At 42.6% G+C, this 23,740-nt stretch carries 22 protein-coding genes and 2 tRNA genes; 5 read left to right on the top strand and 19 right to left on the bottom strand.

All coding sequences use genetic code 11. The features are described 5' to 3' along the window. The gene (locus tag LBB20_00710; protein MDR2735351.1) at positions 1-753 is read left to right on the top strand and encodes a YebC/PmpR family DNA-binding transcriptional regulator; all 753 of its coding nucleotides are present in this window, start codon (positions 1-3) and stop codon (positions 751-753) included. Here LBB20_00710 and LBB20_00705 read toward each other — a convergent pair. Beyond that, complete coding sequence (locus LBB20_00705; GenBank protein MDR2735350.1) at positions 692-1,633, bottom strand: hypothetical protein; 942 nt, start codon at positions 1,631-1,633, stop codon at positions 692-694. The two genes, LBB20_00710 and LBB20_00705, sit on opposite strands and share 62 nt — an antisense overlap. A gap of 121 nt (positions 1,634-1,754) precedes the next feature. On the opposite strand from LBB20_00705, the gene LBB20_00700 reads away from it, so the two are divergent. Then, positions 1,755-2,816, top strand: coding sequence for a M20/M25/M40 family metallo-hydrolase (locus LBB20_00700; GenBank protein ID MDR2735349.1), 1,062 nt, complete (start codon positions 1,755-1,757; stop codon positions 2,814-2,816). A gap of 115 nt (positions 2,817-2,931) precedes the next feature. Here the strand turns inward: LBB20_00700 and atpC are convergent, their stop codons facing one another. From atpC to dnaA, 6 genes are all read right to left on the bottom strand, one after another. After that, complete coding sequence (gene atpC / locus LBB20_00695; GenBank protein ID MDR2735348.1) at positions 2,932-3,342, bottom strand: ATP synthase F1 subunit epsilon; 411 nt, start codon at positions 3,340-3,342, stop codon at positions 2,932-2,934. Positions 3,343-3,350: 8 nt separating this feature from the next. Next, the gene (atpD, locus tag LBB20_00690) at positions 3,351-4,757 is read right to left on the bottom strand and encodes a F0F1 ATP synthase subunit beta (protein MDR2735347.1); all 1,407 of its coding nucleotides are present in this window, start codon (positions 4,755-4,757) and stop codon (positions 3,351-3,353) included. Between the two features lie 6 nt (positions 4,758-4,763). Further along, entirely contained in the window at positions 4,764-5,645 is an 882-nt protein-coding gene (gene atpG / locus LBB20_00685; protein MDR2735346.1) for an ATP synthase F1 subunit gamma, read from the bottom strand. An 80-nt stretch (positions 5,646-5,725) separates the two neighbouring features. Continuing rightward, positions 5,726-6,502, bottom strand: coding sequence for an acyl-ACP--UDP-N-acetylglucosamine O-acyltransferase (lpxA, locus tag LBB20_00680; GenBank protein MDR2735345.1), 777 nt, complete (start codon positions 6,500-6,502; stop codon positions 5,726-5,728). Position 6,503: 1 nt separating this feature from the next. Next, on the bottom strand, positions 6,504-7,838 hold the full coding sequence (locus LBB20_00675) for a bifunctional UDP-3-O-[3-hydroxymyristoyl] N-acetylglucosamine deacetylase/3-hydroxyacyl-ACP dehydratase (GenBank protein MDR2735344.1): 1,335 nt from the start codon (positions 7,836-7,838) through the stop codon (positions 6,504-6,506). A 28-nt stretch (positions 7,839-7,866) separates the two neighbouring features. Beyond that, positions 7,867-9,264: a chromosomal replication initiator protein DnaA gene (gene dnaA, locus LBB20_00670; GenBank protein ID MDR2735343.1), complete on the bottom strand. Its 1,398-nt coding sequence runs from the start codon at positions 9,262-9,264 to the stop codon at positions 7,867-7,869. A gap of 411 nt (positions 9,265-9,675) precedes the next feature. Here dnaA and LBB20_00665 point away from each other — a divergent pair, with 411 nt between their 5' ends. Then, a complete protein-coding gene (locus LBB20_00665) occupies positions 9,676-10,125 on the top strand; it encodes an SUF system NifU family Fe-S cluster assembly protein (protein ID MDR2735342.1) in 450 nt (149 codons plus the stop codon). 52 nt (positions 10,126-10,177) lie between these two features. Then, positions 10,178-10,660 carry a hypothetical protein gene (locus LBB20_00660; protein ID MDR2735341.1) on the top strand — a complete coding sequence of 161 codons (483 nt, stop codon included), beginning with the start codon at positions 10,178-10,180 and terminating at the stop codon, positions 10,658-10,660. Between the two features lie 90 nt (positions 10,661-10,750). Here LBB20_00660 and gap read toward each other — a convergent pair whose 3' ends face one another. The 8 genes from gap to LBB20_00620 all read right to left on the bottom strand — a co-directional run bounded on the left by gap (position 10,751) and on the right by LBB20_00620 (position 19,200). Continuing rightward, positions 10,751-11,776 (bottom strand): type I glyceraldehyde-3-phosphate dehydrogenase, encoded by a 1,026-nt coding sequence (gene gap, locus LBB20_00655; protein ID MDR2735340.1) that lies wholly within the window; start codon positions 11,774-11,776, stop codon positions 10,751-10,753. Positions 11,777-11,848: 72 nt separating this feature from the next. Then, positions 11,849-12,937 carry a peptide chain release factor 1 gene (gene prfA, locus LBB20_00650; GenBank protein MDR2735339.1) on the bottom strand — a complete coding sequence of 363 codons (1,089 nt, stop codon included), beginning with the start codon at positions 12,935-12,937 and terminating at the stop codon, positions 11,849-11,851. Between the two features lie 31 nt (positions 12,938-12,968). Then, complete coding sequence (locus tag LBB20_00645; protein ID MDR2735338.1) at positions 12,969-13,724, bottom strand: nucleoside monophosphate kinase; 756 nt, start codon at positions 13,722-13,724, stop codon at positions 12,969-12,971. A gap of 168 nt (positions 13,725-13,892) precedes the next feature. Then, entirely contained in the window at positions 13,893-15,179 is a 1,287-nt protein-coding gene (gene glgC / locus LBB20_00640; GenBank protein MDR2735337.1) for a glucose-1-phosphate adenylyltransferase, read from the bottom strand. A gap of 86 nt (positions 15,180-15,265) precedes the next feature. Further along, entirely contained in the window at positions 15,266-16,849 is a 1,584-nt protein-coding gene (locus LBB20_00635; protein MDR2735336.1) for a peptide ABC transporter substrate-binding protein, read from the bottom strand. Positions 16,850-16,918: 69 nt separating this feature from the next. Next, on the bottom strand, positions 16,919-18,247 hold the full coding sequence (locus tag LBB20_00630) for a hypothetical protein (GenBank protein MDR2735335.1): 1,329 nt from the start codon (positions 18,245-18,247) through the stop codon (positions 16,919-16,921). 28 nt (positions 18,248-18,275) lie between these two features. Next, complete coding sequence (locus tag LBB20_00625; protein MDR2735334.1) at positions 18,276-19,028, bottom strand: hypothetical protein; 753 nt, start codon at positions 19,026-19,028, stop codon at positions 18,276-18,278. 82 nt (positions 19,029-19,110) lie between these two features. Beyond that, positions 19,111-19,200, bottom strand: a tRNA-Ser gene (locus LBB20_00620). Between the two features lie 98 nt (positions 19,201-19,298). Here LBB20_00620 and LBB20_00615 point away from each other — a divergent pair. Further along, the gene (locus tag LBB20_00615; protein MDR2735333.1) at positions 19,299-20,135 is read left to right on the top strand and encodes a hypothetical protein; all 837 of its coding nucleotides are present in this window, start codon (positions 19,299-19,301) and stop codon (positions 20,133-20,135) included. Positions 20,136-20,142: 7 nt separating this feature from the next. Here the strand turns inward: LBB20_00615 and ligA are convergent, their stop codons facing one another. The 4 genes from ligA to LBB20_00595 all read right to left on the bottom strand — a co-directional run bounded on the left by ligA (position 20,143) and on the right by LBB20_00595 (position 23,716). Then, entirely contained in the window at positions 20,143-21,924 is a 1,782-nt protein-coding gene (ligA, locus tag LBB20_00610) for an NAD-dependent DNA ligase LigA (GenBank protein ID MDR2735332.1), read from the bottom strand. A gap of 15 nt (positions 21,925-21,939) precedes the next feature. Beyond that, positions 21,940-22,014 (bottom strand) — tRNA-Arg (locus LBB20_00605). A 28-nt stretch (positions 22,015-22,042) separates the two neighbouring features. Then, positions 22,043-22,495: a Holliday junction resolvase RuvX gene (gene ruvX, locus LBB20_00600; GenBank protein MDR2735331.1), complete on the bottom strand. Its 453-nt coding sequence runs from the start codon at positions 22,493-22,495 to the stop codon at positions 22,043-22,045. A 24-nt stretch (positions 22,496-22,519) separates the two neighbouring features. Continuing rightward, positions 22,520-23,716, bottom strand: a complete 1,197-nt coding sequence (locus tag LBB20_00595) for a phosphoglycerate kinase (GenBank protein MDR2735330.1) — start codon at positions 23,714-23,716, stop codon at positions 22,520-22,522. Positions 23,717-23,740: the final 24 nt, after the last annotated feature.

Raw genomic sequence — 23,740 nt, 5'->3', positions numbered from 1 at the left:
ATGTCAGGACATAGTAAATGGGCTACAACGAAAAGGCATAAGGCTGCCGTTGATGCTAAAAGAGGTAAACTGTTCAGTATTTTGAGCAAAGAATTGACCATTGCGGCTCGAGCCGGTGGCGGTGATTCCGAATTTAATCCTCGGCTGCGAACCGTTATCCAGAAAGCAAAGGCGGCAAACATGCCCGCCGACAACGTTAAAAAAGCCATCCAAAAAGGTACCGGGGAAATCCCGGGTGTCATCATAGAAGAACTTATGTATGAAGGATATGCCTATGGCGGCATTGGCGTGATTGTTGAAGTTACCACCGATAACAAGAATCGTACCGTATCCGAAGTAAGAAGTGTTTTTACAAAATGTGGCGGCAATTTAGCTTCCCCGGGAGCTCTAGCATTCAATTTTCAAAGAATGGGCCAATTCATAGTTCCGGCCAACGACATAACCGAAGACAAACTGATGGACATCGTAGTAAACGCTGGGGCCGAGGACGTTAAGAAAGAAGAGGATATTTTTGAGGTTCTGTGCCAGGTCAGCGAATATGATAAGCTTTCCCAGGCCTTAGTTGAAGCAAATGTAGCGGTAGAAGCCTCTGAATTGGCCTATATTCCCAATAACTACGTTCAGATCACCGACATCGAAACAGCAAAAAAAATCGTAAAACTTTTAGACAAACTCGATGAATTGGACGATGTCAAGATGGTTTTTTCCAATCACGATTTTCCTGATGAAATTTCCGATCAGCTTGATGACTAGGTTGTTGGTCTCTGTGCACGATGTACTTAGCTAGCCTTTCGAGGATGGTTTTTGCTATGCTCCCTGGGAATTGATAACCCAGTTGAATCAACGCGCCAAACAGATTACTTTGGAGAAAAAATGGAGCCAGGATTCTGCTACGCAAATTTCTCTGGGATCGAACATCGAAGAATGCCCTGAACACACCGGCCCAGGTTCCGGTATCCATAAATAATTTTTTTCTTTCATAATCGGCTTCATTCGCATAGGCAATAGCATCGGGAACCACCAGTGTTTTTATACCCCGGCGCTGGAGTTCCCGGATCTGCACAAAATCAGAAAAATAATGCGGGAAATATTTTGCTTTTAAACATTCTGGCCTGACAGCGCCCAGGGGTAACAACAACATCTGTCCTGGTGCACAATCGGTCTCATAGCATTGACTTGGCAGATCTTTTAATGAATCGCCCAAATACCTCCACCGGGGACGGCGGCAGAACTTGATATCTATGCCTGCCCAGATAATTTTTTCATCAACCGCATCTACCACAACAGGATGGAGAACATGCTCCGGATAGGTCTCGTGTAAATCAAGAAGCTGTTTCAATGTGTTTGTGGCCGGATGGCAGTCGTGATTCATCAGCAAAACCTTGTCGAAGTTCTCGGCGATGCAGTACTTATACAAAACCTCAACGGCCTTCGACCAGTAGAAATTTCCAGGAACGCCCAGTATTTTTTTCCGGTCAAACCTTATGGAATCTTCACCAAAAGCCGCACCACTATTGCTAACGACGATGGTTGCGGTTTTAACCCGGTCATCATCACAATTAGCTATGATGTCCAATGTATTATGGAACACATCACTGAATCCATGGACCGGTATACAAATAGCCAGTTTCATAAAATTTTCACCGACAGAATTCTAACAATTAATATAGCTATTGACAATATCTTATAGGCCTTGATATTCATACTAACCACCTATCGGCTATGTTATTAGTTATCACGGTGTGTAGTTGATTATGAATATTCCAAAATTTCTCATAGATTTAATGGCTGCAAGATCTCCATCGGGCTATGAATTCGAAGCCCAGAAGGTTGTGGACAGATACATGGATAACAAAGCCGAGGTGTACAAAAAAGATGTGATGGGCAATCGCTATGCCTATATAAATGAGGGCAAAACACCACTGCTGATGCTATCTGGCCATATGGATGAGCTTGGATTCCTTGTCAAATACATTGATGACAAAGGGTTTGTATACTTTGATACGGTTGGTGGCCATGATATCTCGATGATTTCCGGAAGAAGAGTGATTGTCCTGACAAAAAATGGACCGATCCACGGTGTCACTGGAAAAAGGGCAGTACACCTTTTGGACTCGGATGAACGCAACAAGGTGCCAAAAGCCTATGACCTATGGATCGATCTGGGCTGCAAAAATGAAAAAGAAGCCAAAAAATTAGTACAGATCGGCGATCCCGTGGTATATGACATGCCAGACGTGGCCGCCATTCAGGGTAAGGTGATTACTGGCAAGGCATTCGATGACAAAGCCGGCACCTACGTCGTAATGGAGGTCATCAATAAACTTATGGAAGAAAAATCTTCGTTAAAATGTGGCGTTGTATCAGTAGCTTCTGTACAGGAAGAAGTTGGTACTCGTGGAGCCATAACATCAACATTTTCAATCCGGCCTAACGTTGGCCTGGCAGTTGATGTGGGTCATGCCACAGATTTCCCTAGCTGCGATCAAAAGCGCTTTGGCAAGATTGAGCTAGGAGCAGGACCGATAATTGCGAGAGGCTGTAACATAAATCCACTGGTTTTCGAAAAACTGGTAAAGTGTGCTGAAAAGGCTAAAATACCTTACCAAATAGAGTCCGAACCAGCTCCAACCGGCACCGATGCCAGATCGATGCAGATTTCAAGAGGTGGAGTGGCCACAGGCCTGGTATCCATACCTCTTCGCTATATGCACACACCGGCAGAGACAGCCCATTTGGACGACATCAGCAATGCCATTAAGCTGCTATGTGAGTTTGCAAAAACCCTGACAAGCAGCGACAATTTTGAATTCTAATTTATTTAGAGGTCCGTTTTTATAGGCTGTGGCCTGGATTTGTTGTGGCCCATTGTTATGCTTTTAGAAAAAAAGAAAAAAGAAAAAAGAAAAATATAATTGCTTGGCCGAGCAATTATCTGACTCTGCCGGCCAGTTGAGCCATATGGTAACGTATTTTAGCCTCAAGGCTTTCGATTTTCTCCTGATCATAATCGCCCTTTGATCTTGCTGCCTCGAGAGCTTTTTCGGCAGCTTCTTTAGCATCTGCCACACTGTCAATATCCACGGATTTTATATCCACGGCTTCGTCGACCAACAGCAATAACCTATTATTCTCCAACTTCAAAAAACCGGATGAAACGGCAATGTCTTCACGGTTTTCATCGATGGAAACAACAACACTACCTGGCCATACCAGGGCAATTATAGGCCTGTGTTCCGGCAGAATCTGGATCTCGCCAAGAGCAGTAGGAATGGTCACCGAAGACGCTTCGCCACTAAAAACAACATCACCAGGAGTTATTATTTCCAGAAAAATCTGCATAGCTATTCCTAGGATGAACCAAAAACCTCGTCCACGGTGCCCTTCATATAAAAATTATTTTCTGGAACATCATCGAGCTTGCCATCAAGTATCATAGCAAAGCCTCGAACAGTTTCCTCAGCAGACACATACTTGCCTGGTATTCCGGTAAAAGCTTCGGCCACATGAAACGGCTGGGACAAAAATTTCTGAATTTTCCGTGCCCGGGAAACAGTCAACTTATCGGATTCGGACAGCTCATCCATCCCAAGGATGGCTATTATATCCTGCAATTCCTTATATTTTTGAAGTACAGCCTGAACCTCTCGCGCCACCCTAAAGTGTTCTTCACCAACAATGTTAGGATCAAGAGCCTTGGATGTGGACGCCAATGGATCCACCGCCGGAAACAGGGCCAACGCCGCGATCCGTCGATCCAGCACTATGGTCGAATCCAGATGGGCAAAGGTGTTAGCCGGTGCCGGATCTGTCAAATCATCGGCCGGTATATAAACTGCCTGGAAAGAAGTTATTGACCCATTTTTTGTCGACGTGATTCTTTCCTGCAACTGACCCATTTCGTAGCTGAGCGTAGGCTGATATCCGACCGCCGACGGTGATCGCCCAAGCAAAGCCGACACCTCAGATCCTGCCTGAGAAAACCTAAATATGTTATCTATAAATAGCAATACGTCCTGATGCTTTTCGTCGCGGAAATACTCGGCAATCGTCAATCCGGTTAGTCCAATACGCATACGAGCACCTGGTGGCTCATTCATCTGGCCAAAAACCAGCGCCACCTTGGAATTTATCGGATTTTTCTCATCGATAACTCCAGAGCTGCACATCTCATGGAAAAGATCATTACCTTCTCTAGAACGCTCACCTACTCCGGCAAAAACAGAAAAGCCACCATGACCAAGGGCAATATTGTTTATCAACTCAGTGATTACTACAGTCTTACCTACACCAGCACCTCCAAACGCGCCAATCTTTCCGCCTTTCACAAAGGGACAGATCAGGTCGATAACCTTTATTCCTGTCTCTAAAATTGTGGCACCAATATCCTGATCAAGTAATTTTGGAGGCTTTCTATGGATCGCCCAACGCATATCAGTTTTAATAACACCTTTTCCATCAATAGGTTCGCCAACAACATTCAGGATTCGGCCAAGAACTTCCGGACCCACCGGAACAACTATTGGCTCACCTTTATCCAGCACCTTGGTTCCCCGGGATAGGCCATCGGTCGATGCCATTGAAACAGCCCTAATCTTACCATCGCCAATGTGTTGTTGAACTTCTAGTATGAGCTTTCGGCCACCCTCTCCCAGATCAACCTCAAGGGCATTATATAGGTCTGGCATATTATCGTCATCAAACCGCACATCGACCACGGCGCCTATTACCTGTACTATCTCTCCTAACTTACTCATTATTAACTAACTACAATTAGCTGCCGCCAGCTCAATAATCTCATTGGTTATGGCAAATTGCCTGGATTTATTGTACTCTAATTTCAAGCTCTTCGACAATTCCTTGGCGTTATCCGTGGCAGATTTCATGGCTACGGTCCGGGCACTATGTTCAGAAGCCTTTGCTTCCAAAATACTTTGATACATACCATGCTTAATAAATGTCTTTACGATGGAATCAAGGATGCCTGCCGGCGATGGTTCGAAGATCATCTTCCTTTTATCTTTCACAAGTATTTCACTATCAATGCCTAGGAAATCGGTAATCTTTTTAAACTCATCATAAAAATCGACCATTGGCAGGATTCTTCGATAGACGGGCACATAGGCCAAAGTATTCTTAAACCCCGAATACAACACATCGCATCTACTTATCTCACCGGATTCATACAACTGCATAACAAGTTCACTTATGCCAAGGATTTCGTGAAATTCGGATATATCATTGATAGAAAAACTGGCCACTAATTTCCTAGCACAACGGCTCAAATAATTGGTGGCTTTTTTCCCAACGGCGATGAATTGAGCATCTTTTTCAACCTGAGCAGCTTCGCGAAATATATTATTATTCATTGCGCCACATAACCCTTTGTCGCTCGCCACAACAATCACGCAACGAGATCCCTCATCATTGATATTAAAAAAGCGACTGCTTTTTAATTTTTCAATACATGTTAATGACATACAGCCAATGATATCGGTTAATCCGACTATATATTTCCGGCTTCCAATGGCCAGGGCCTGGGCCTTTTTCATCTTTGAGGCCGCGACCAGCTGCATGGCTTTGGTTATTTTCGCAGTGCCATCAACTATTTTAATTCTTTGACGAATCTCCTTTATGCCCTTCATTCAACGTTCACCTGGGGTTAAGTAGAACAATAACACAAACATCCGCAACATTTTTACAACATTTGATGTAGATAAAATTGCTAGCAGACACCACGAGTGCTAGCATCGAAAAACGAACACACCCTATCATATAAATCGCCACTGGTCAAACTGGCTTCTCTCAGCTTTGCCAATGAATCTGCTCTAATCCCCTTTTGCACATACAACATCACGTAAATTTCCCTAATCACACGAATCTCTTGTTCATTAAATCCATGACGGTCAAGTAGTATCTTGTTAAATGCCTTTGTTCTAGCCGGGTTACCATCGGCAATCATATAGGGTGGCACATCCATCGTTGCCTTGGACATAGCCGACAGCATTGCATAGCTACCGATTCGGCAGAACTGATGAACTCCGGAACCCCATCCGATATTGGCATAGTCTTCTACCAGGACATGACCACCGAGTGCCGAATGGCTACTCATAATCACTCCACTGCCCACAACACAATCATGGGCCACATGGGCATAGGCCAGGAAAGCATTATTATCACCTACGATTGTGGCATGGTTCGGACTTGTGGCTGTATGTATTGTAAAAAATTCACGAAATATATTATTATCGCCTATCAATAACCTGGATTTTCCACCGGTGTATTTTAAATCCTGGGTAAGTCCACCGAGATAGGCGTAGGGATAGATAACGTTGCAACGGCCAATGGACGTATCTCCTTCCACCGTAGCATGATGCATAATGACCGAACCTGGGCCAATTTTCACCTGGCTGCCAATGTAGGCCTGGGCACCAACCTCCACATCATCGGCCAGCTGGGCTCCAGGCTCTATTATAGCCGTACTGTGAATTTTTTTAGCCATGTCACTCTTCGTGATCCACTATGGAAAACATCAATTCGGCCGACGATACGACTTTCCCATTAACTCTACTCTGAGCTTCGGCTATACCGATTCTGTCTCCGCGCCGCTTCAGTAATTTTACGCATATTTCCAATTGATCGCCCGGCACAACGGCCTTCCGAAATTTGACCTTGTCGCAACTCATAAAGTAGGCTAACTTGTTTTCAATGCCACCCCGGCGCATCATCAATAGGCCGGCAGCCTGGGCCATGGCTTCTATTTGAAGAACACCGGGCATCACCGGTTGGCCAGGGAAATGACCAACAAAATAGGGCTCATTTATTGTAACATTCTTTATGGCACGTAGTTCTGTATCACCAATGAATTCTACAACCCGGTCTATCAACACAAATGGATACCTGTGTGGCAACGTGTTTAGTACCTGTTTTATGTCCAGGCAGGCCTCTTCCTCGTTGATTACCACTGGACCAGCCGGCGTTTGAGGCATCTTTTTTTTACCCGTCTTTGCTTCATTGTACGAGTTGACAATGCCTCTTGTTAATTCGGCGTTCAAAGCATGGCCAGGCCTCACGGCAATTATATGGCCCCTTATCGGCATTCCTACCAACGCCAGGTCTCCTACCACATCCAAGACCTTGTGCCGAACGAACTCGTCGGCAAACCTCAACGGCTCTTTTGATAATATCTTATCGCCCTTTATGACTATTGCCGAATCCAAACTGCCTCCCTGGATTTTGCCGAGCTTCAGGAGCTCTTCGATGTCCTCATATATCGTAAATGTCCTTGCTGGAGCTACTTCTGATAAATAAACCTCGGGATCTAGGTCGATGGACAGATGCTGTGTATGTATGCCTCTATCATCGGAGGAAGTACAGGTTATTTTGAACCCATCGTAGGGCAAGGCGATCATCGAACGATTACCCCGGGTTACAGAAATCGGCTTCGTGATATCACAGTATACACGATCCTCCTCCTGTTCAATAGGTTCAGCTTCATTTATCAAATTAGCAAAAAATTTCGCCGATCCATCCAGTATCGGTGGCTCGGAAGCATCCATTTCTATGATGATGTTGTCCACATTCATGCCGTATATGGCGCTGAGTATATGCTCGACTGTGTGAACCTTTACGTGACCAGATGTTATTGTCGTACAACGAATCAGGTCACCGATGGCATCAACCGATGGACAAATTTCCGGCCTATTATACAGGTCCATGCGCCGGAATACTATGCCAACATTTTCCTTGGCTGGTTTTATTGTAAGAGTTACTTCGGTGCCGGTGTGTAGAGCTTTCCCACGGATGCTTGCTTCTCGTCTGATCGTACGCTGCTTCATTCCTGTTGCCATTCTAGAACACCTAGCTTTACCTATTTTGCAATATCTTTTTGAGATGATCGACATTGCGCTTCAAAGTAGGATCTATTTTCATGATATTTTCGATGGATTTACAGGCATGAATAACCGTTCCATGATCTCGACCACCGAACGCGAGACCTATGTCTACCAGTGAGAGTGTTGTCAAGGATCTGCTCAGGTACATGGCAACCTGCCGCGGCAATGCTATGTTCGCCGGCCTCCGCTTGCCAAGAATATCTGACGCTTTTATTTTGAAAAATTCAGCCACTCTTTGTTGTATTGCATCGATCGGCAACTGGACATTCTTTTCCTCTTCAAAGATATCACGCATTATCGTCTTTATGGCATGGATATCCACGTTTATTTTGGACAATTTTATGAAGCTGGCCAGACGGGTTAGTGCCCCTTCAAGCCGCCTAATATTTGTGGAGATGTGTTCCGCCAGATATAGTAACACATCGCTATCCAAGCTAAGGTGCATAGCTTCCGCCTTTCTCGAAAGTATAGCAGTCCTGGTTTCAAGATCCGGCGGCTGTATGTCGGTAACCAGGCCCCATTGAAACCTTGACACAAGTCTACTTTCAAGATCTGCAATTTCTGAAGCCGGCCTATCGCTACATAAAAATATCTGTTTTTGTGATTCAAAAAGATCATTAAAAGTGTAAAAAAATTCCTCCTGTATGCGTTCTTTACCGGAAAGAAAATGAATATCATCCAGCAACAGTACGTCTACGTTTCTATATTTCGAGCGAAACCTTGTCATGGCATTGGATTGAATGGCATGGATAAACTCATTGGTGAATTTTTCCGTAGAGGTATACACGACTTTTGTGTTCCTGTTATGGGCTAAAACATGATGGGCAACAGCGTGCATTAAATGGGTTTTACCAAGACCTGTAAACCCATACAAAAACAATGGATTATAGGCTTTAGCCGGCGCATTTGCTATGGCAATACTGGCCGCATGGGCCATTTGGTTTCCGGTACCAATTACGAAATTTTCAAAGGTATTGCGCGGACTAAGTGCATACTCTTCAGAATTATCAGAACAGTTGGCCTTGGAATCCTTACTGCCCTTGGCTGTACGTTTTTTTAGCGGCTTTTGATCGGCATAGCCACAGTCAACATCATCACAGACAACTTCGAAGGATATTTCGGTGGAATGCCCCAGGGCCATTTGGAATTTATCGATTATAATATCCCGGTAGTTATCGTGGATCCATATGGCGGCGAAATCGTTAGGCACCATGATAATTACGCTATCATTGCCACTCTGTTTCACACCTGGGATTGTATCGAACCAGGTACTGTATACATCTGCCGGAAATGACTTTTTGAAGTCCTCCTTCACCACATTCCAGATATCATTTATATTTGCAAGGTTCGCCATACCAACACAACGCATCAAAAGTTATTAACATTTCTGGCAACATATAAATCACCCTAGTGCTTTCACTGCCAACCAAGCTTGCGCATTTTTTCCAGGCAACAAACTCACAAAACCAATCTATAAAAAATATCCACATCCCGCTAAAATACTGTATTTGACGGATGATAACAACTTCCACTTCAATCTACCGATAGTATTCATCGCCATCAGAACCTAACAGTTTTGCAAAAGATTTTTTGGTATCAAGCCCAATATATGCACAAGTTATTAACAATAGGTATGTGAATAACTTTATCGATCTATAACTCATAAATCAGCAATAAGTTTTGTAGCATAATCTATTATTTTTTAGTAAAAAAATTTTACACCTTGCATTAGTAATAAATTTTTATATCCGCGTCATGAGATTGATGATTTTGCACTGCAATGATAAACACAGAAATCGATAATTTATATAAAGAAATCATACTTGACCACTACAAGAATCCACGGAATTACGGTCGTCCAACGCGATTTACCACCGAAGCAAATGGAACAAATCCTTCCTGTGGTGACGAGGTAACTGTTTACTTGACGATCAGCCAGGGAATGATAACCGATGTCAATTTTGAATGTAGTGGCTGCGCGATTTCAATGGCATCGGCCTCGATAATGAGTGAAAATGTGAAATTTAAACGGTTGGAGGATGCCCTTGCGCTTTCTGCCTCGGCCCAATGTTTCCTAACCACCTCTGATAATTTAGACTACGAAAGCATTAAAAAAGCAACTGATATCCTAGCATTGGCTGGTGTTAGAAATTTTCCAATGCGAATAAAATGTGCAACACTGGTGTGGCATGCCCTCGATCAGTCAATTTTCAACATCAGCGGATGCTGAATCATAATTTTCTTCTTTATATGTGCCATCATATTAGTAACATCTTTGTCGGATGTTAGGAGATTTTTATAATTGGCTGCTGACTCAGCTTCAGACAGACGGTGTTATTTATTGCCTCGTTACCTCTAGATATTTCCTGTGGTTTATTGGGTTAATGGCCGTTTATGTCCTGATAAAAATCGCCCTACGATCTGCCAAGAAAACAATTCTGTGCCTACTGGACAATGAAAGTGGTAAGGTTTTTATAAAAAAATCCGTACTAAAGGAAACCATCCGAGAAGCCTGCGAATCCCTAGGAATGCAGTCCAGACCAAGGATAGATATTTTTTGTAAAAGTAAAAAAATAAATATCAAAATAAGCTTTAATATCCCTAGCGATCAGAAGCTACCCGAGGTCAGTACTAGGCTACAAAAACACCTGCATATTGTGTTGGCCGATGACATTGGTATAAAAAATATCGATAAAATAGATATAGTCATAACCGGCATAAATCGAAGCAATATACCTGATATTGAAGACATTGAAAAAACCTAGCAGTTTTTTTTCTTTATCTTTACTTACAAAAAACAGCCCGAAGGCTGTTTTTTTAATATTAACTAACGTTTGAATCGAATAGGATGGAGTTTAAAGAAATTGTTTTATTTTGTCGATAAGTTCAACGCAGCGGCAACTGTAACCCCATTCATTGTCATACCAACTGACGAGCTTGAAAAAGGTCTGGTTCAGTTCGATGCCAGATCCAGCATCAAAAATAGAAGAATGGCTGCAGTGGATGAAATCAGAAGAAACCACCTCGTCGGCCGTATAGCACAAAATTCCCTTCAAATAGCCATTGGAGGCCTCTTCCATTTTTTGGCAAATCTCTTTATAGGACGTTGGTTTTTCGGTCTTTACAGTCAGGTCAACCACAGAAACCGTCGGAGTCGGTACCCGGAATGACATGCCGGTAAGCTTACCTTTTACCTCAGGTAAAACCAATCCAACGGCGGCGGCGGCACCGGTGGTGGATGGAATTATATTCACCGCAGCACTACGTCCACCCTTCCAATCCTTACGCGACGGACCATCCACGGTTTTTTGGGTCGCTGTATAGCTGTGGATAGTAGTCATAAGTCCTTCTACTATGCCGAAATTGTCAACGATCACCTTGGTTATTGGTGCCAAACAATTGGTGGTACAGGATGCATTGGAAATTATATTGTGATCCTTGGTTAGGGTATTATGATTGACGCCAAGCACAATGGTTTTTACTCTTTCGCCCTTGGCTGGAGCAGATATTATAACCTTCTTCGCACCGGCTTTCAGATGGCCTTCCGCAAGGATATCACTGGCAAATAATCCGGTCGATTCTACGACCACATCCACTTCCAGGTCTTTCCAGGGCATGGCACCGGGCCCATCCTTAACTGCTAGGCACCTAATCCTTTTACCGTTAACTATTAACACCTCTTCACCATCGGCCCGAACCTCACCGGTAAACTTACCCTGGGTAGAATCGTATTTCAGCAGATACGCCAGATTATCCGCAGGGACAAGGTCATTGACAGCAACAACTTCTATCTCTTTGCCAAACTTCCCACTATCTACAATTGCCCTGAAGACAAGTCTACCAATTCTACCAAACCCATTTATTGCTACTCTAATTGCCATATTTTTATTTGAAAACAAATCTGTCTAGATTATAGAATTTTAGACTAAATACACAAGAAATTTATACCAAAATCAGCATTTGTTGGTTAGCAGACCCTCAATTTTTTGCTCCGTATCAAATAAAATCAGTGCATTTACCAACTCATCCAGATCACCGTCCATTATCTGGGGCAAACTGTATAGTGTCATTTGAATCCTGTGATCTGTAAGCCTATTCTGTGGAAAATTATAAGTTCTTATCCGCTCGGAACGATCGCCGGATCCTACCTGGCTTTTGCGATCCGCGGCGTACTTTGCATGTTCTTCCTCCTCTTTCTTCTGTAACAATCTGGAGCGTAGGACCGTCATCGCTTTCACGCGATTTTTTTGCTGAGATCTTTCATCTGCACAGGTTACAATCATTCCCGTCGGCCTATGTAGTATCTGTACCGCCGAATCGGTGGTATTCACACCCTGACCACCGGGACCACTGGCTCGACATATGGATATCTCAAGCTCCTCCGGCGCTATATGTATGTCAACCTCTTCTGCCTCAGGTAAAACTGCAACCGTAGCCGCCGACGTATGGATTCGGCCATTTGCCTCGGTGGTTGGAATTCTTTGAACCCGATGCACACCACTTTCAAATTTTAAATTTTTATAAACCTCATCACCGCTTATCAGGAACGAAATTTCCTTAACTCCTCCGCATTCCGAGGCACTTGTACCGAGGATCTCCACGGTCCAGCCACGCCTCTCGGCATACCGGGTATACATTCTGTAAAGATCTCCGGCAAAAAGACTTGCTTCATCTCCGCCGGTACCAGCACGGATCTCAATCACCGTATTTCGTGAGTCACTTTTATCACCGGGAATCATGGCAAGTAATATATCACGGACCAGTCTATCCAATTCCACGTTGCCTGATTCGACATCCTCTGCTGCAAGATCACGCATCTCCTGATCCAGAGACGGGTCTTTTGCCATATTGGCACTGTCCGAAATAGATTTTTTCATCATTTCGTAGGATTCAAATTTGGACAAAAGTAAAGCTAACCTGCTGTGTTCTTTGGATAACTCAGCTGCTTTTCTTCGGTCTGAGAAAAACTTCTCATCGGCCATCTCATTCTCAAGGGCCTCGAATCTTTTCCTGAACCTCGAAATATCTGGTAACCTATCCATGGAAAAGAATCAACTGCAAAGTACAGAAAGGTTACATCTTTTTACGCAACGACTCATATATCCTGGTTTTTATTTCCTCAAAAGATCCAGCAGCGCTTATTTCATGGGCTTCGGTGACTTTCTTCATGAACTCCAGTGCTTCTTTTGTTTGTTCCAAAAACGTCCGGTATCTGGCTCTAGCAAATTTGGGGTCCATATCTGTCTTACGTATCTCCTGGAACTCACCAACACCGGTTCTTTTCACATTATCGTTGTTCATTTCGGCAATTCTACCTCTGTATAACTGCCTCTCCACACTGGTCTTTTCATCCACATTGAGAATTACAACAGAAAACTTAGTATTTTTACCCTTAGGCAATTGCCGGAGTTTTATCATGAGCAAATAGGCACACTCGGCCTGGATCAGCGTACGAGGATAACCATCTATTATTGCGCCACCCTTACAGCTGCCATCTAGCAACTTCTCAAATACCAGTCTAACGACTTTCTCATCATCGATAAGCGATCCATTATCGATCAGGTCCTTATTGTCGTCTGAATTAAGTAGGTCGCTGACCACAACCGGCTTAGAAAATATATTTGTCGCCTTCATTATACTGCGAGTATTAGAACCTTTGCCTGAACCAGGGGCACCATTTAGCCATAGTATATATGGAGGCATTCTAAACGTCTCCTCATTACCATACTTGATAACGAGATTATTCCAAACCTTATCGAATAGTAATCTAGCCTGGAGTGATACATCACCACTGGTTGCCTTTAGCTTATTATATATCTCCGTTTCCATGGTATCAATATTGCAAATAACTTTCTCATTTATAATTGGATAAATTGTATCACTATAAACATACAACAAAAACATTACTAATACACTAACCAACATGCTTTATTTCCAGTTGCAATAACAAACTCGCACGAATACCTTTTTTACTCTCAAGTCAAGAAAATTATAATATCATATGGAGGTATTGTCAGGAATTATCGCATCTTGTCCAACACATAATATCCCGTCTCTTACATAAATTCCGTCGTATTCGAATCCATCATCCTTTCTATCTGGGGTTAATTTTACATTATTACCAATTCTTGCATTTTTATCTATTATGCAGTTACGAATATAACATCCGTCGCCAACACCTATGTTTGGGATCCCAATTTTTTTATTATTCGCCACATCGTCGGCGGTTTCATACATATTCGCACCCATCATCAACACATTCTCCATCAAAGAACTTCTGCCCACAATGCCTCGTTGACCTATGACACATCTACGCAACGTAGATTCTGAGATTATGCTTCCTTCGGAGATTAGGACCTCCCTCATGCTGCAGCTATTTATTTTTGACGCTGGCAATGCCCGAGGATGCGTATATATTGGGTTTTTTTCATCAAAAAAATTAAATTGCGGCACATCCTTGGCTAGCATCAAATTGGTTTCAAAAAATGAACGCACGGTACCTATATCTTCCCAGTAATCATCAAAAATATATGCTTTTAACCTGATCCTATTCAACAAAGACGGTATTATTTCCTTACCAAAATCCGTTCCGCTACCAGCCAGAGCTCTTTTCAATATACCAACTTTAAAAACATATATGCCCATGGAAACCAATGCATAGGGTGTATCGGACATATCTTTCAAATTATTTCTTAGAGGTCCATGAAGCGTAAGCTCTTCTATCACAGATGGATCCGTTGGTTTCTCGACAAACTCACAGATGGAAAAGTTACTGTCTACTCTCATTACACCGAAGGGTGAAACCTTTGCGGTCATAATTGATTTGGCAGCAATGGTAAGATCGGCTTTGGTTTCTATGTGATGCCTAATGAAGTCAGCAATATCCATTCTATAGAGCTGATCACCGGATAGGATTACCATTATATCATCATCATTGACATTAAAGTAACGCATATTTTTTCTTACTGCATCAGCATTTCCCTCGTACCAATTGCCGATACCATCATCGGTTTGCTCTGCTGAAAAAATTTCGATACCGCCACCACCAAAGGTGTCAAATCTATAGGTATTTTCTATATGTCTATGGAGCGATCTTGTATTAAACTGGGTTAGGATATATATCTTATTAAGTCCGGCATTTAGACAGTTACTTATAGGCACATCCACGAGTCTATATTTACCGGCCAATGGGACCGCCGGTTTGCACCGATATCTTGTCAACGGAAATAACCGTGTGCCTCTGCCACCACCCATTATGACACACAATACATCTGTTAATCCCATCCCGCCAGGTAGTCTATAAATTAGGATGGCAAAGTCAATAAATCAAGAAATGACCCATTGACCATTGGCCAGTATCTGGCCATCGGCTAGGGATTAATAAAGATACTTTTCCAGGGATGGTAATCCAACACATTGCCATGCCAGCCTCCGATTTTATCGTTGACCAGATGGGCAGTAGTTCTGAAATACAACGGTATAATCGGCATCTCATCTAGGAGAATTCCTTCGGCTATTTCTAAGAATTCTGATCTATTTTTTGCGTCGCCTAGGGCTTTGTCCAACATTTTATCAAACTCAGGGTTACGCCACCTGCCATGGTTATTTGGATCATCGGACCTGAATAAATTCAAAAAGGTTGTGGCATCGTTATAATCACCTTCCCAGCCACCTCTAGCGATATCGAACCGTCCACTGCGTCTAGAATCCAGGAAAACCTTCCACTCTTCGTTTTCCAATACCACATCTATACCGAGACTTTTTCTCAATGTTTCTTTGGTAGACTCGGCGATAAACCTGATGGACTCGGAAGTGTTATACAAAAAGGTCAACGACCTGAAGCCATTGCCATTTTTGAACCCGGCTTCCTCAAGTAGTTTTTTTGACGCATCCATATCTTCCTGGAACAGATCCTTGGACTTATAATCCATTGTGCCATGTGGTATTAACGAATAGGCAGGCTTTTCCCCTCGGTTGGATATTTTGCACAGGGCCTCGCGGTTTATTGCGAAGCTCAAGGCTTTGCGCACATTTTTGTTATCCAGCGGAGCTTTTTGGCAATTCAGCCAAAGGAACACACAGCCAAGGCCATTATTGACTTTCAGACAATCCGAACCTTTATATCGTTCTATTTGGGATATGGACACGGTTTCTGTAATATCGATTTCACCACTTCGAAACATTCTTTCTTCCGTATCCGCATCTGCTGGAATAAAATGTATTTCCTTTAGCCTGACCATGTCCCTGTCCCAATAGTTTCTATTTTTAGCCACCACAAATCTGTCCGACAAAACCCAGGATTTAGCCACAAATGGACCGTTTGTGACTATATTCCCGATTTTTGTCCACCTGGAAGTACGATCGTCCATGTGTCCATGGTCCAAAACCGTCCTAGCGTTAACCGGAAACCAGGATGAATGGGAAACGATCGATAGAAAGAATGGAACAGGATTTTCTAATTTTATTTTCAGCCTTCTTTTAGAAATTGCTTTGATCCCAACCTTATCGAAATCATTCAATTCACCATCGTAATAGCTTCGGGCATTTTTTATGAAAAAATACATATCCGTCCAGGGCGATGCTAATTTTTTCGACAGTCCCCTCTTTACCAAAAAAACAAAATCCTCAGCGATAACAGGGTCACCATTGGACCAAACGGCATCTTTTCGAAGTTTGAACTTATATTTACGAAAATCCTTCGATACGGTCCAGGATTTTGCCATGCCAGGCATCGGCTCCAGGGTTTCCGGGTGAAGAACCACCAAACCTTCGAACAGCGCAGCCAACAGCTTTATTTCGCTGACACCGCTGGCCACCTGAGGATCCAACGAGCTTGGATCTATGGAATTGCCGACTCTAAGTATGGCAGTACTTTCTTTTTTAACGCATCCACCTCCCAGTCCGATAACTAAGCATAACAAGCTCAGTATCAATATCTTGATGCGACTACTCATGGTATTACCCTCCGAAGAGGACATACTTGTACTCTTCTGCCGCCTTTGCAAGATTATTATCGTAGTGGTTTATCGGTATGGTGATTGGAACATACATCCGTCTACGTCAAACAATTGAACATCTCCATTGTTTCTAATAACAACTGTATAACAACAAGATCCTGCACAGCTTGTCAAAAATACAGGGAGTTGTGTAATGAAATCGTACACACTATTTAATTCCCTTTTTTCGATCCTTGAGCATTTATTACTATTTTTACATTTTCCAATTATTTTTACATTTTCATTTTGTACTTGTTGTTGTACTAATTCACTGTTACCATTGGATTCTATCCGCGTTATGTATAGCTGACGCTGACCATTACCATCTTCTTCTTCTTCAGAAATTAAAGGTTCGTTTACACCATTTCCAGTTTCAGTACGTTGACGCTTATCTTTAGTAAAACATGCAATCCAGTGGGGGTTAACCCCGTACCCGCTAATATTATTAATATAATCATTGTTTAACATACTAGCCATATAATCTATCCTTGGTAAATGGTGGCCATACCAAGGATCGCTTGAAATTATGCATAATTTAGGATTATTAGGCACATTACTATCCTTCAAAAATGCCTCCAGCCAAAACTGTTCACCATTCGCCCAGCTGCCGTGATGCGGTAGAACAAGAACCGCGGCATTATTAACCCATGAAGGAAAATCATTAAATGTATGACCATTAACAGTACCATTCCAATTACTGTAATATTTACACAAATTAGGAAAATTGTTACAACAATGGGCAAACAAAGCTGCACCGGCGTCCCCGGGCAATAATATGGATCTTCCGCGATAGCTTATCTTTACCACAGTGTTATGTTGATGATCAATTACAGTATTATGTTTTTTTTCAATAGGATTAAGCCAAACAGATTCTGGTATAATTGCCTCAATTAACACATTTTTTTCAGCAAACTTTCTAGTAATTTCATTGAACAAATCTGAATCGTTATGCTGATATAATAATTCTTTTGTTGTATTACATGGTTCCAAATACTCACTATATGCAAAAGTACCCTTAAATATATTATTACTACATATATACTTAAGTATACCATAATCAAAATGATCACCATGCCTGTGAGTAACAACTATCCCACATCCATTAACACCACCAAAACTATCAACTAAGAATCCATAAAACGAATCCAAGTCATAATGCTTCTTACCCATGCCAAAATCCACAATAAGAGCCACATCATTAATCCTTAACACTATAAAATTTCCCTGTCCAACACAAAAGACATCCATACGAAGGTCATTTCCTGTACACATAATACCACCAAACGACCACCTACATACCAAAAGCATTATGGACAACATGCCCATAAACACTGATCTCAACAAAAAATTTTCCATATCCCATTACTCCTTACCATCTAAATTTTTATTTTCTCACTAGAACACCTTTTCCCGCTAGAAACCCAAACCCATAGGGCGTATTTTCCAGATCTTTCAATTTTTTTAAAAGCTCATCAGCATCCTTAGTGTATCCATCTTTTTCATATTTTAACATATTAATCGCCACCTTCATCACCTCCCGATCTGAATCTTTGCGAGGAATATATTCATCACTACTATTTTGATCACATTGAGATAATAATAATAGCCTGGCTTTTTCAAAAGAATTCTTAGCAATTTTATGAAATAGGTTCAGACAATAAATAGATGAATTTACACTATACCCAATCAACATACTCTGAATTGTCCATAATATGGACACAAAAAACGCCTTATCCTTTTTACTGTCTTTAAATTTATCAACTAATTCCTCGCCTTTAATATTATCTAAATCCACATCCTCTTTAATCAAGTCCTTTAGAGTATTGCGCAAAACCAATTTCACCACATCACTAATTTTCATCTCTTCTCCTGAATTTGATGCGGCCATGACTTTCCCTTTCTTCTTATCTGTTAAATCCATCGCAAAATTCCTTGCCTCTCTAGTCGATTTCAAAGAAGTATACTTGGTAGGTTTTATTTCAATTGTTTTAGTAACTCCGCCTATAAGTACACCCTCTTTATCTTTATCTTCACTTTTATCATCCTTTCCTCCTCCTCCAAAGCAACTGCTGTTTATTACTATTCCACAAAGGACAACCATTAGAACTTTTTTAACTTTATTTATATCAATGAACATAACTTTTTCTCCTTTAAAAAGATGAAACCATACTGCAGTATACAGATAGCTTGTCAATAACTATTTCCAGCCCATTAAGTTATGGCGGAGAGAGAGGGATTCGAACCCTCGGTACCATCGCTGGTACACCCGATTTCGAGTCGGGCACATTCGGCCACTCTGTCATCTCTCCGGACGAATTTATCTAAAATAAAACAGTATGCCGGTGCAAGTTAAGAATTCCTCTATTCACTTTTAAAAATTTTTATTTATGTATTTTTTGGTAAATAAATGGCGAAATTTAACACGAGGAGCTTTACAATACTGGAAATTTTGCTGGCAAGTGCCATCGCTGTGGTCATTTCCTGGTTAGTTGGAAGCGGCCTGAATGTGGCCATAACTGCTTGGCGTATAAAAGCTTCGATAGACAAGGCTCACTGCGATGCATTGCTTTGTCTGGATAAAATTGAAGCCGCGATCACCGATTCAACCATCCCAGTGCCCAGTTGCCATGTCGCCCATATGGCCCTGCGCTATGACAATGATGGCACAAGCCTATCATTTTGCCGTCAAAACAACGATTTTCTGTCAAAAATGTCCCTGGTTGAATTCAAGTTGGCCAAACTACCCCAGGATTATTACTATCTGATGAGCAAATCCGCTGTTCTGTCCAGCGTGATGGGTATCTTTATGCTACGCAGTGAACTGGATGCCCACAACCTAACGGATGGGCCACATGTTCTGCCCAGTTCAAAGCCAAATGCCAGCAGATCAGCCAATGAAAAGGAAGACATATATAACCTGATCTTACCAAATGTGATTGATTTTCAAGTAAGTCTATGTGGGTTAACCAATTCCGTCTCGGCAACTCCAGAACTCAATTACATGGATATTAGCCTGCCGCCAAAACATTTCAACATTGAGCAGGCCACCGTCTTTGATTCAGCAGGAAACGAAGTTGTTCCAGATAGCATGGCTGGAAACCCTGAGCCAAAATTCATCGACCTAATGATCGAGACCATTCCGGACATACTGGTAAATAAATACGAAAAAGCATCGCCCAAAATGCGCAGGGAACTACTTCAAAAATATGTAGTTAGGTTGAATAGGCTTATCAGATTTCGCTGACTTTTTTTTATATTTTTAAAAAATTAACGCCATGGGCTCTAAGTGCTTCAACGGTATCAATCACCTGTTTCATGGAAAAAAAACCGATGATATCCCTGGCCGTTCTTTCACCGACTCTGGGAACCGCCAGCAATTGATCAAAGTCTGCACCAATCAAGCTATCCAATGAATTAAATCTAACCGCCAGATCCTTAGCCGTTTGTAACCCAACTGACGGAACGCCTAGCCCATAGATCAATCTATATAAGTCCCGGCGTTTACTAGCTTCTATTGCGGCCAACAGATTTTCCGAAGATTTTAGCCCAAAATTATCAATGGAAATAATGTTGGATATTTTCAGGTCATATATGTCGTCGATGTCATTGATCAGTTTGACGGCCATAAATTTAGTTATGACAGCCGATCCGAATTGACGAATGTCCATGGCATTTCTGGACGAAAAATGTAAAATCCTACCATGAACCTGGTCAAAACATCGAAAATTTTTACATCTCCAAAGGGCATCATCGTCGGATTTTTCCAGCAGCGATCCACAGCAGGGACAGGTTTTTGGAAAAACAAAAGGCACCGTGGCATTATCGCGCCTGGCCAGGTTAACGGCCACTATGGCCGGAATTATTTCACCGGCCTTTTCTATTACAACCTCATCGCCAACCCGGATGTCTTTGCGCTTTATCTCGTCTTCATTATGAAGAGTAGCGCGAGAAACCATTGTACCAGAGATAATTACGGGTTTAAACTCGGCCACCGGTGTGATAACGCCAGTCCGACCAACCTGCAGCGCTATGGATTCAATCACCGATTCCACCTGGACCGGAGAAAATTTATAGGCGAAAGCCCATCTTGGTGACTTGGAAGTCCAGCCCAGCACACCATGATATTTCAGGTCATTGACTTTCAATACTGCACCGTCGGTTGGGTAGCCCAAGGTGTTTTTTATCGAACCTAGCTTTTCTATTTTCTCATAGACCTCGTCCAGACCCGTGGCTAAAAAATACACATCATGAATCGGAAAGCCTTTTTGCTTCATGATCTCCAAGACCCGGGCCTGCGTGTCGTATTCAATTCCATCGCAATGACTTATTCCATACAAAACCATATTCAGCTTTCGCTCGGCCACCAAATTAGTATCCAGCAGTTTGACCGTGCCCGAAGCAAGATTTCTTGGATTAGCAAAGGGTTCTTCACCATTTTTTATCCTATTCTCGTTGGTTTTCTTAAAAACGTCATTGGTTATAAAAACCTCACCACGAAACTCCACAAAACCATTTGGCCAATCGATTTTTTTCGGAAACCCATCGATTGTTTTGATGTTTTTGGTCACATCGTCTCCCTGGGTTCCATCGCCGCGGGTGAGTGCATAGAGCAAATTACCATCCCGGTAGATCAGGTTTATTGCTACTCCATCTATCTTTGGTTCAATGACATAGGTTACATCCCCCGGGCCAATTTTACGCCTAATTCTTTCGTCGAAATGTTTCACATCGGCGAGATTATAGGTGTTATCCAGACTGAACATTTTGGAGAGATGAGCTCTTGAAGCAAAGTCAGGACTGCTGTCGTCACCGATTTTTTGTGAATATTTTTCTATTTTTTCTCCGGAGCCAATCAATTTCTCCAAATTTTCCAACTCAACCTTCAGACAATCGTACTCGAAATCAGATATTTCCGGGGTTGAATCCCTGTAATACAGCAGGTCATGCCTGGCGATTTCGTCCCTGAGCTTTTTAAGCCGGGTCAGCATTGCAACACGCTTTCGCTGTTCAACTTGGCTGAATTGATCAGACATTTTTCAATACCTAGATGGCGCCCTCGCCGGGACTCGAACCCGGATCTTCGGCTCCGGAGGCCAGTGTTCTATCCATTTAACTACGAGGGCATTGATCCACTTTTATAAAGACCTAAGTTCAGTCAACATCATAAGCTTTACGGCCCAGGGAATCCAGATAATCTTGCAAAATTATTGCGGCCGCCATCGAATCGATGGCACCGGAACGCCGACTTTTGATCCTGGATTTCATCGATTTTCTATTGGCCACCGGGCCCAATACTCCATCGGCCTGAACGGTGGTAAGTCTTTCATCGATACGCTCTACCGGCACATCAATGATTTTTTCTAGTTTTGCTATAAAGGCATCGACCTCCTTCGCCTTGAAGCCCACCGAATTGTCCATATTGATCGGATAGCCTACCAACACCAAATCAATTTTACGCTCGATGACAAGATTTAGCAAAACCGAAAATACATCGCACCGGTTGACGTGAACTATCGGCTTGAGTGGCACAGCGATACATAACTCATCATCGCCAACGCTCAGGCCAATTCTCTTTTCTCCGTAGTCTATTCCGATAAAATTCACAGACAAATTTACCCAGATCTATGGTTATTTTTTATTCAGGGCAACTATGCCAGGTAACTCTTTGCCTTCCAAGAATTCCAAGCTCGCACCACCGCCAGTACTTATAAACGTCACATTGTCCGTAAATCCGCTTTTTTTAACAGCCTTGACCGAATCTCCGCCTCCTATTATCGACGTCAACTTGCTGCTGGCAATCGTCTTAGCTATCTCGAACGTACCTTTGGCACAGGCCTCTATTTCAAAAATTCCCAGTGGGCCATTCATGAGGACGGTTTTGGATTCAGCCACAATTTTTTTATACAAATCGATCGTCTTCGGCCCAATATCAACGCCCATCAACCCATCAGGAATATCTTCACCAACAATTTTCAATTCGCCGACGGAACGCCCATCGAAATCAATCCTGTCTGTAACCACAGAATCCAACGGTAACAACAACCTAACTCCTTTAGCCTGAGCCTTTTTGATCGCAGCCACAGCCACCTCAACCCTGTCCACTTCGACCAAACTAGTTCCCACCGAATGACCTTTGGCCAACATGAAAGTGTAGGCCATGGCGCCGCCAATAATCATGGCATCGGCCTTGTCCAACAAAGCATCTATCACGGAAATTTTGTCGCTGACCTTGGCTCCACCTAGAATAACCGTAAATGGCCGGTCGGGATTAGAAGTCTTCTCGCCCAGGAACTTAAGCTCTTTTTCCACCAAAAATCCAGCCACGCAGGGCGACAGAAATTTTGTGACACCAACCGTCGATGCATGGGCTCGATGGGCCGTGCCAAAAGCGTCATTGACAAAAGCTTCGGCCAATTCGGCCAATTTTTTGGAAAAATTTTCATCATTTCCGGTTTCTTCGGCGTAAAATCTCAGGTTTTCCAGGAGTGCAACGTCACCATTCTGCAATCCCATGACGGCCCTATTGATATCTTCACCGATGCAATCGGCCAAAAATAACACCGGCCGGTCCAGCTTTTTAGACAAAACTTCGGCCACCGGCGCCAGGGAAAATTTGCTGTTTTTTTCCCCATTTGGCCGCCCCAAATGGCTGATAAGTATCACCTTTGAACCCTGATCGACCAGGTATTTTATGGTCGGCAGAGCGGCCACAATCCTCGTATCATCAGAAACTTCGCCAATTTTTCCCAGCGGCACATTGAAATCAACTCTAACCAACACACGTTTACCGGATAAATTCACATCTCTTACACTAAGAATGTCCATGTTTCACATCCTATCAATGTTCTA

The sequence above is a fragment of the Puniceicoccales bacterium genome (assembly GCA_031283585.1).
Lineage (GTDB): Bacteria > Verrucomicrobiota > Verrucomicrobiia > Opitutales > LL51 > JAIRTH01.
Note: the sequence above shows the minus strand (reverse complement) of the source record. Positions and strands in the feature narration are given on the sequence as shown.

Coding starts and splice junctions, on each gene's coding strand:
- LBB20_00705 (MDR2735350.1), bottom strand. CDS start 1,633: ATGAAACTGGCTATTTGTATACCGGTCCATGGATTCAGTGATGTGTTC.
- LBB20_00635 (MDR2735336.1), bottom strand. CDS start 16,849: ATGAGTAGTCGCATCAAGATATTGATACTGAGCTTGTTATGCTTAGTT.
- atpD (MDR2735347.1), bottom strand. CDS start 4,757: ATGAGTAAGTTAGGAGAGATAGTACAGGTAATAGGCGCCGTGGTCGAT.
- gap (MDR2735340.1), bottom strand. CDS start 11,776: ATGGCAATTAGAGTAGCAATAAATGGGTTTGGTAGAATTGGTAGACTT.
- atpG (MDR2735346.1), bottom strand. CDS start 5,645: ATGAAGGGCATAAAGGAGATTCGTCAAAGAATTAAAATAGTTGATGGC.
- dnaA (MDR2735343.1), bottom strand. CDS start 9,264: ATGCGTTGTGTTGGTATGGCGAACCTTGCAAATATAAATGATATCTGG.
- LBB20_00625 (MDR2735334.1), bottom strand. CDS start 19,028: ATGTTCATTGATATAAATAAAGTTAAAAAAGTTCTAATGGTTGTCCTT.
- ligA (MDR2735332.1), bottom strand. CDS start 21,924: ATGTCTGATCAATTCAGCCAAGTTGAACAGCGAAAGCGTGTTGCAATG.
- LBB20_00615 (MDR2735333.1), top strand. CDS start 19,299: ATGGCGAAATTTAACACGAGGAGCTTTACAATACTGGAAATTTTGCTG.
- LBB20_00595 (MDR2735330.1), bottom strand. CDS start 23,716: ATGGACATTCTTAGTGTAAGAGATGTGAATTTATCCGGTAAACGTGTG.
- LBB20_00700 (MDR2735349.1), top strand. CDS start 1,755: ATGAATATTCCAAAATTTCTCATAGATTTAATGGCTGCAAGATCTCCA.
- LBB20_00675 (MDR2735344.1), bottom strand. CDS start 7,838: ATGAAGCAGCGTACGATCAGACGAGAAGCAAGCATCCGTGGGAAAGCT.
- lpxA (MDR2735345.1), bottom strand. CDS start 6,502: ATGGCTAAAAAAATTCACAGTACGGCTATAATAGAGCCTGGAGCCCAG.
- glgC (MDR2735337.1), bottom strand. CDS start 15,179: ATGGGATTAACAGATGTATTGTGTGTCATAATGGGTGGTGGCAGAGGC.
- atpC (MDR2735348.1), bottom strand. CDS start 3,342: ATGCAGATTTTTCTGGAAATAATAACTCCTGGTGATGTTGTTTTTAGT.
- LBB20_00630 (MDR2735335.1), bottom strand. CDS start 18,247: ATGGAAAATTTTTTGTTGAGATCAGTGTTTATGGGCATGTTGTCCATA.
- LBB20_00645 (MDR2735338.1), bottom strand. CDS start 13,724: ATGGAAACGGAGATATATAATAAGCTAAAGGCAACCAGTGGTGATGTA.
- LBB20_00660 (MDR2735341.1), top strand. CDS start 10,178: ATGTTAGGAGATTTTTATAATTGGCTGCTGACTCAGCTTCAGACAGAC.
- prfA (MDR2735339.1), bottom strand. CDS start 12,937: ATGGATAGGTTACCAGATATTTCGAGGTTCAGGAAAAGATTCGAGGCC.
- LBB20_00665 (MDR2735342.1), top strand. CDS start 9,676: ATGATAAACACAGAAATCGATAATTTATATAAAGAAATCATACTTGAC.
- LBB20_00710 (MDR2735351.1), top strand. CDS start 1: ATGTCAGGACATAGTAAATGGGCTACAACGAAAAGGCATAAGGCTGCC.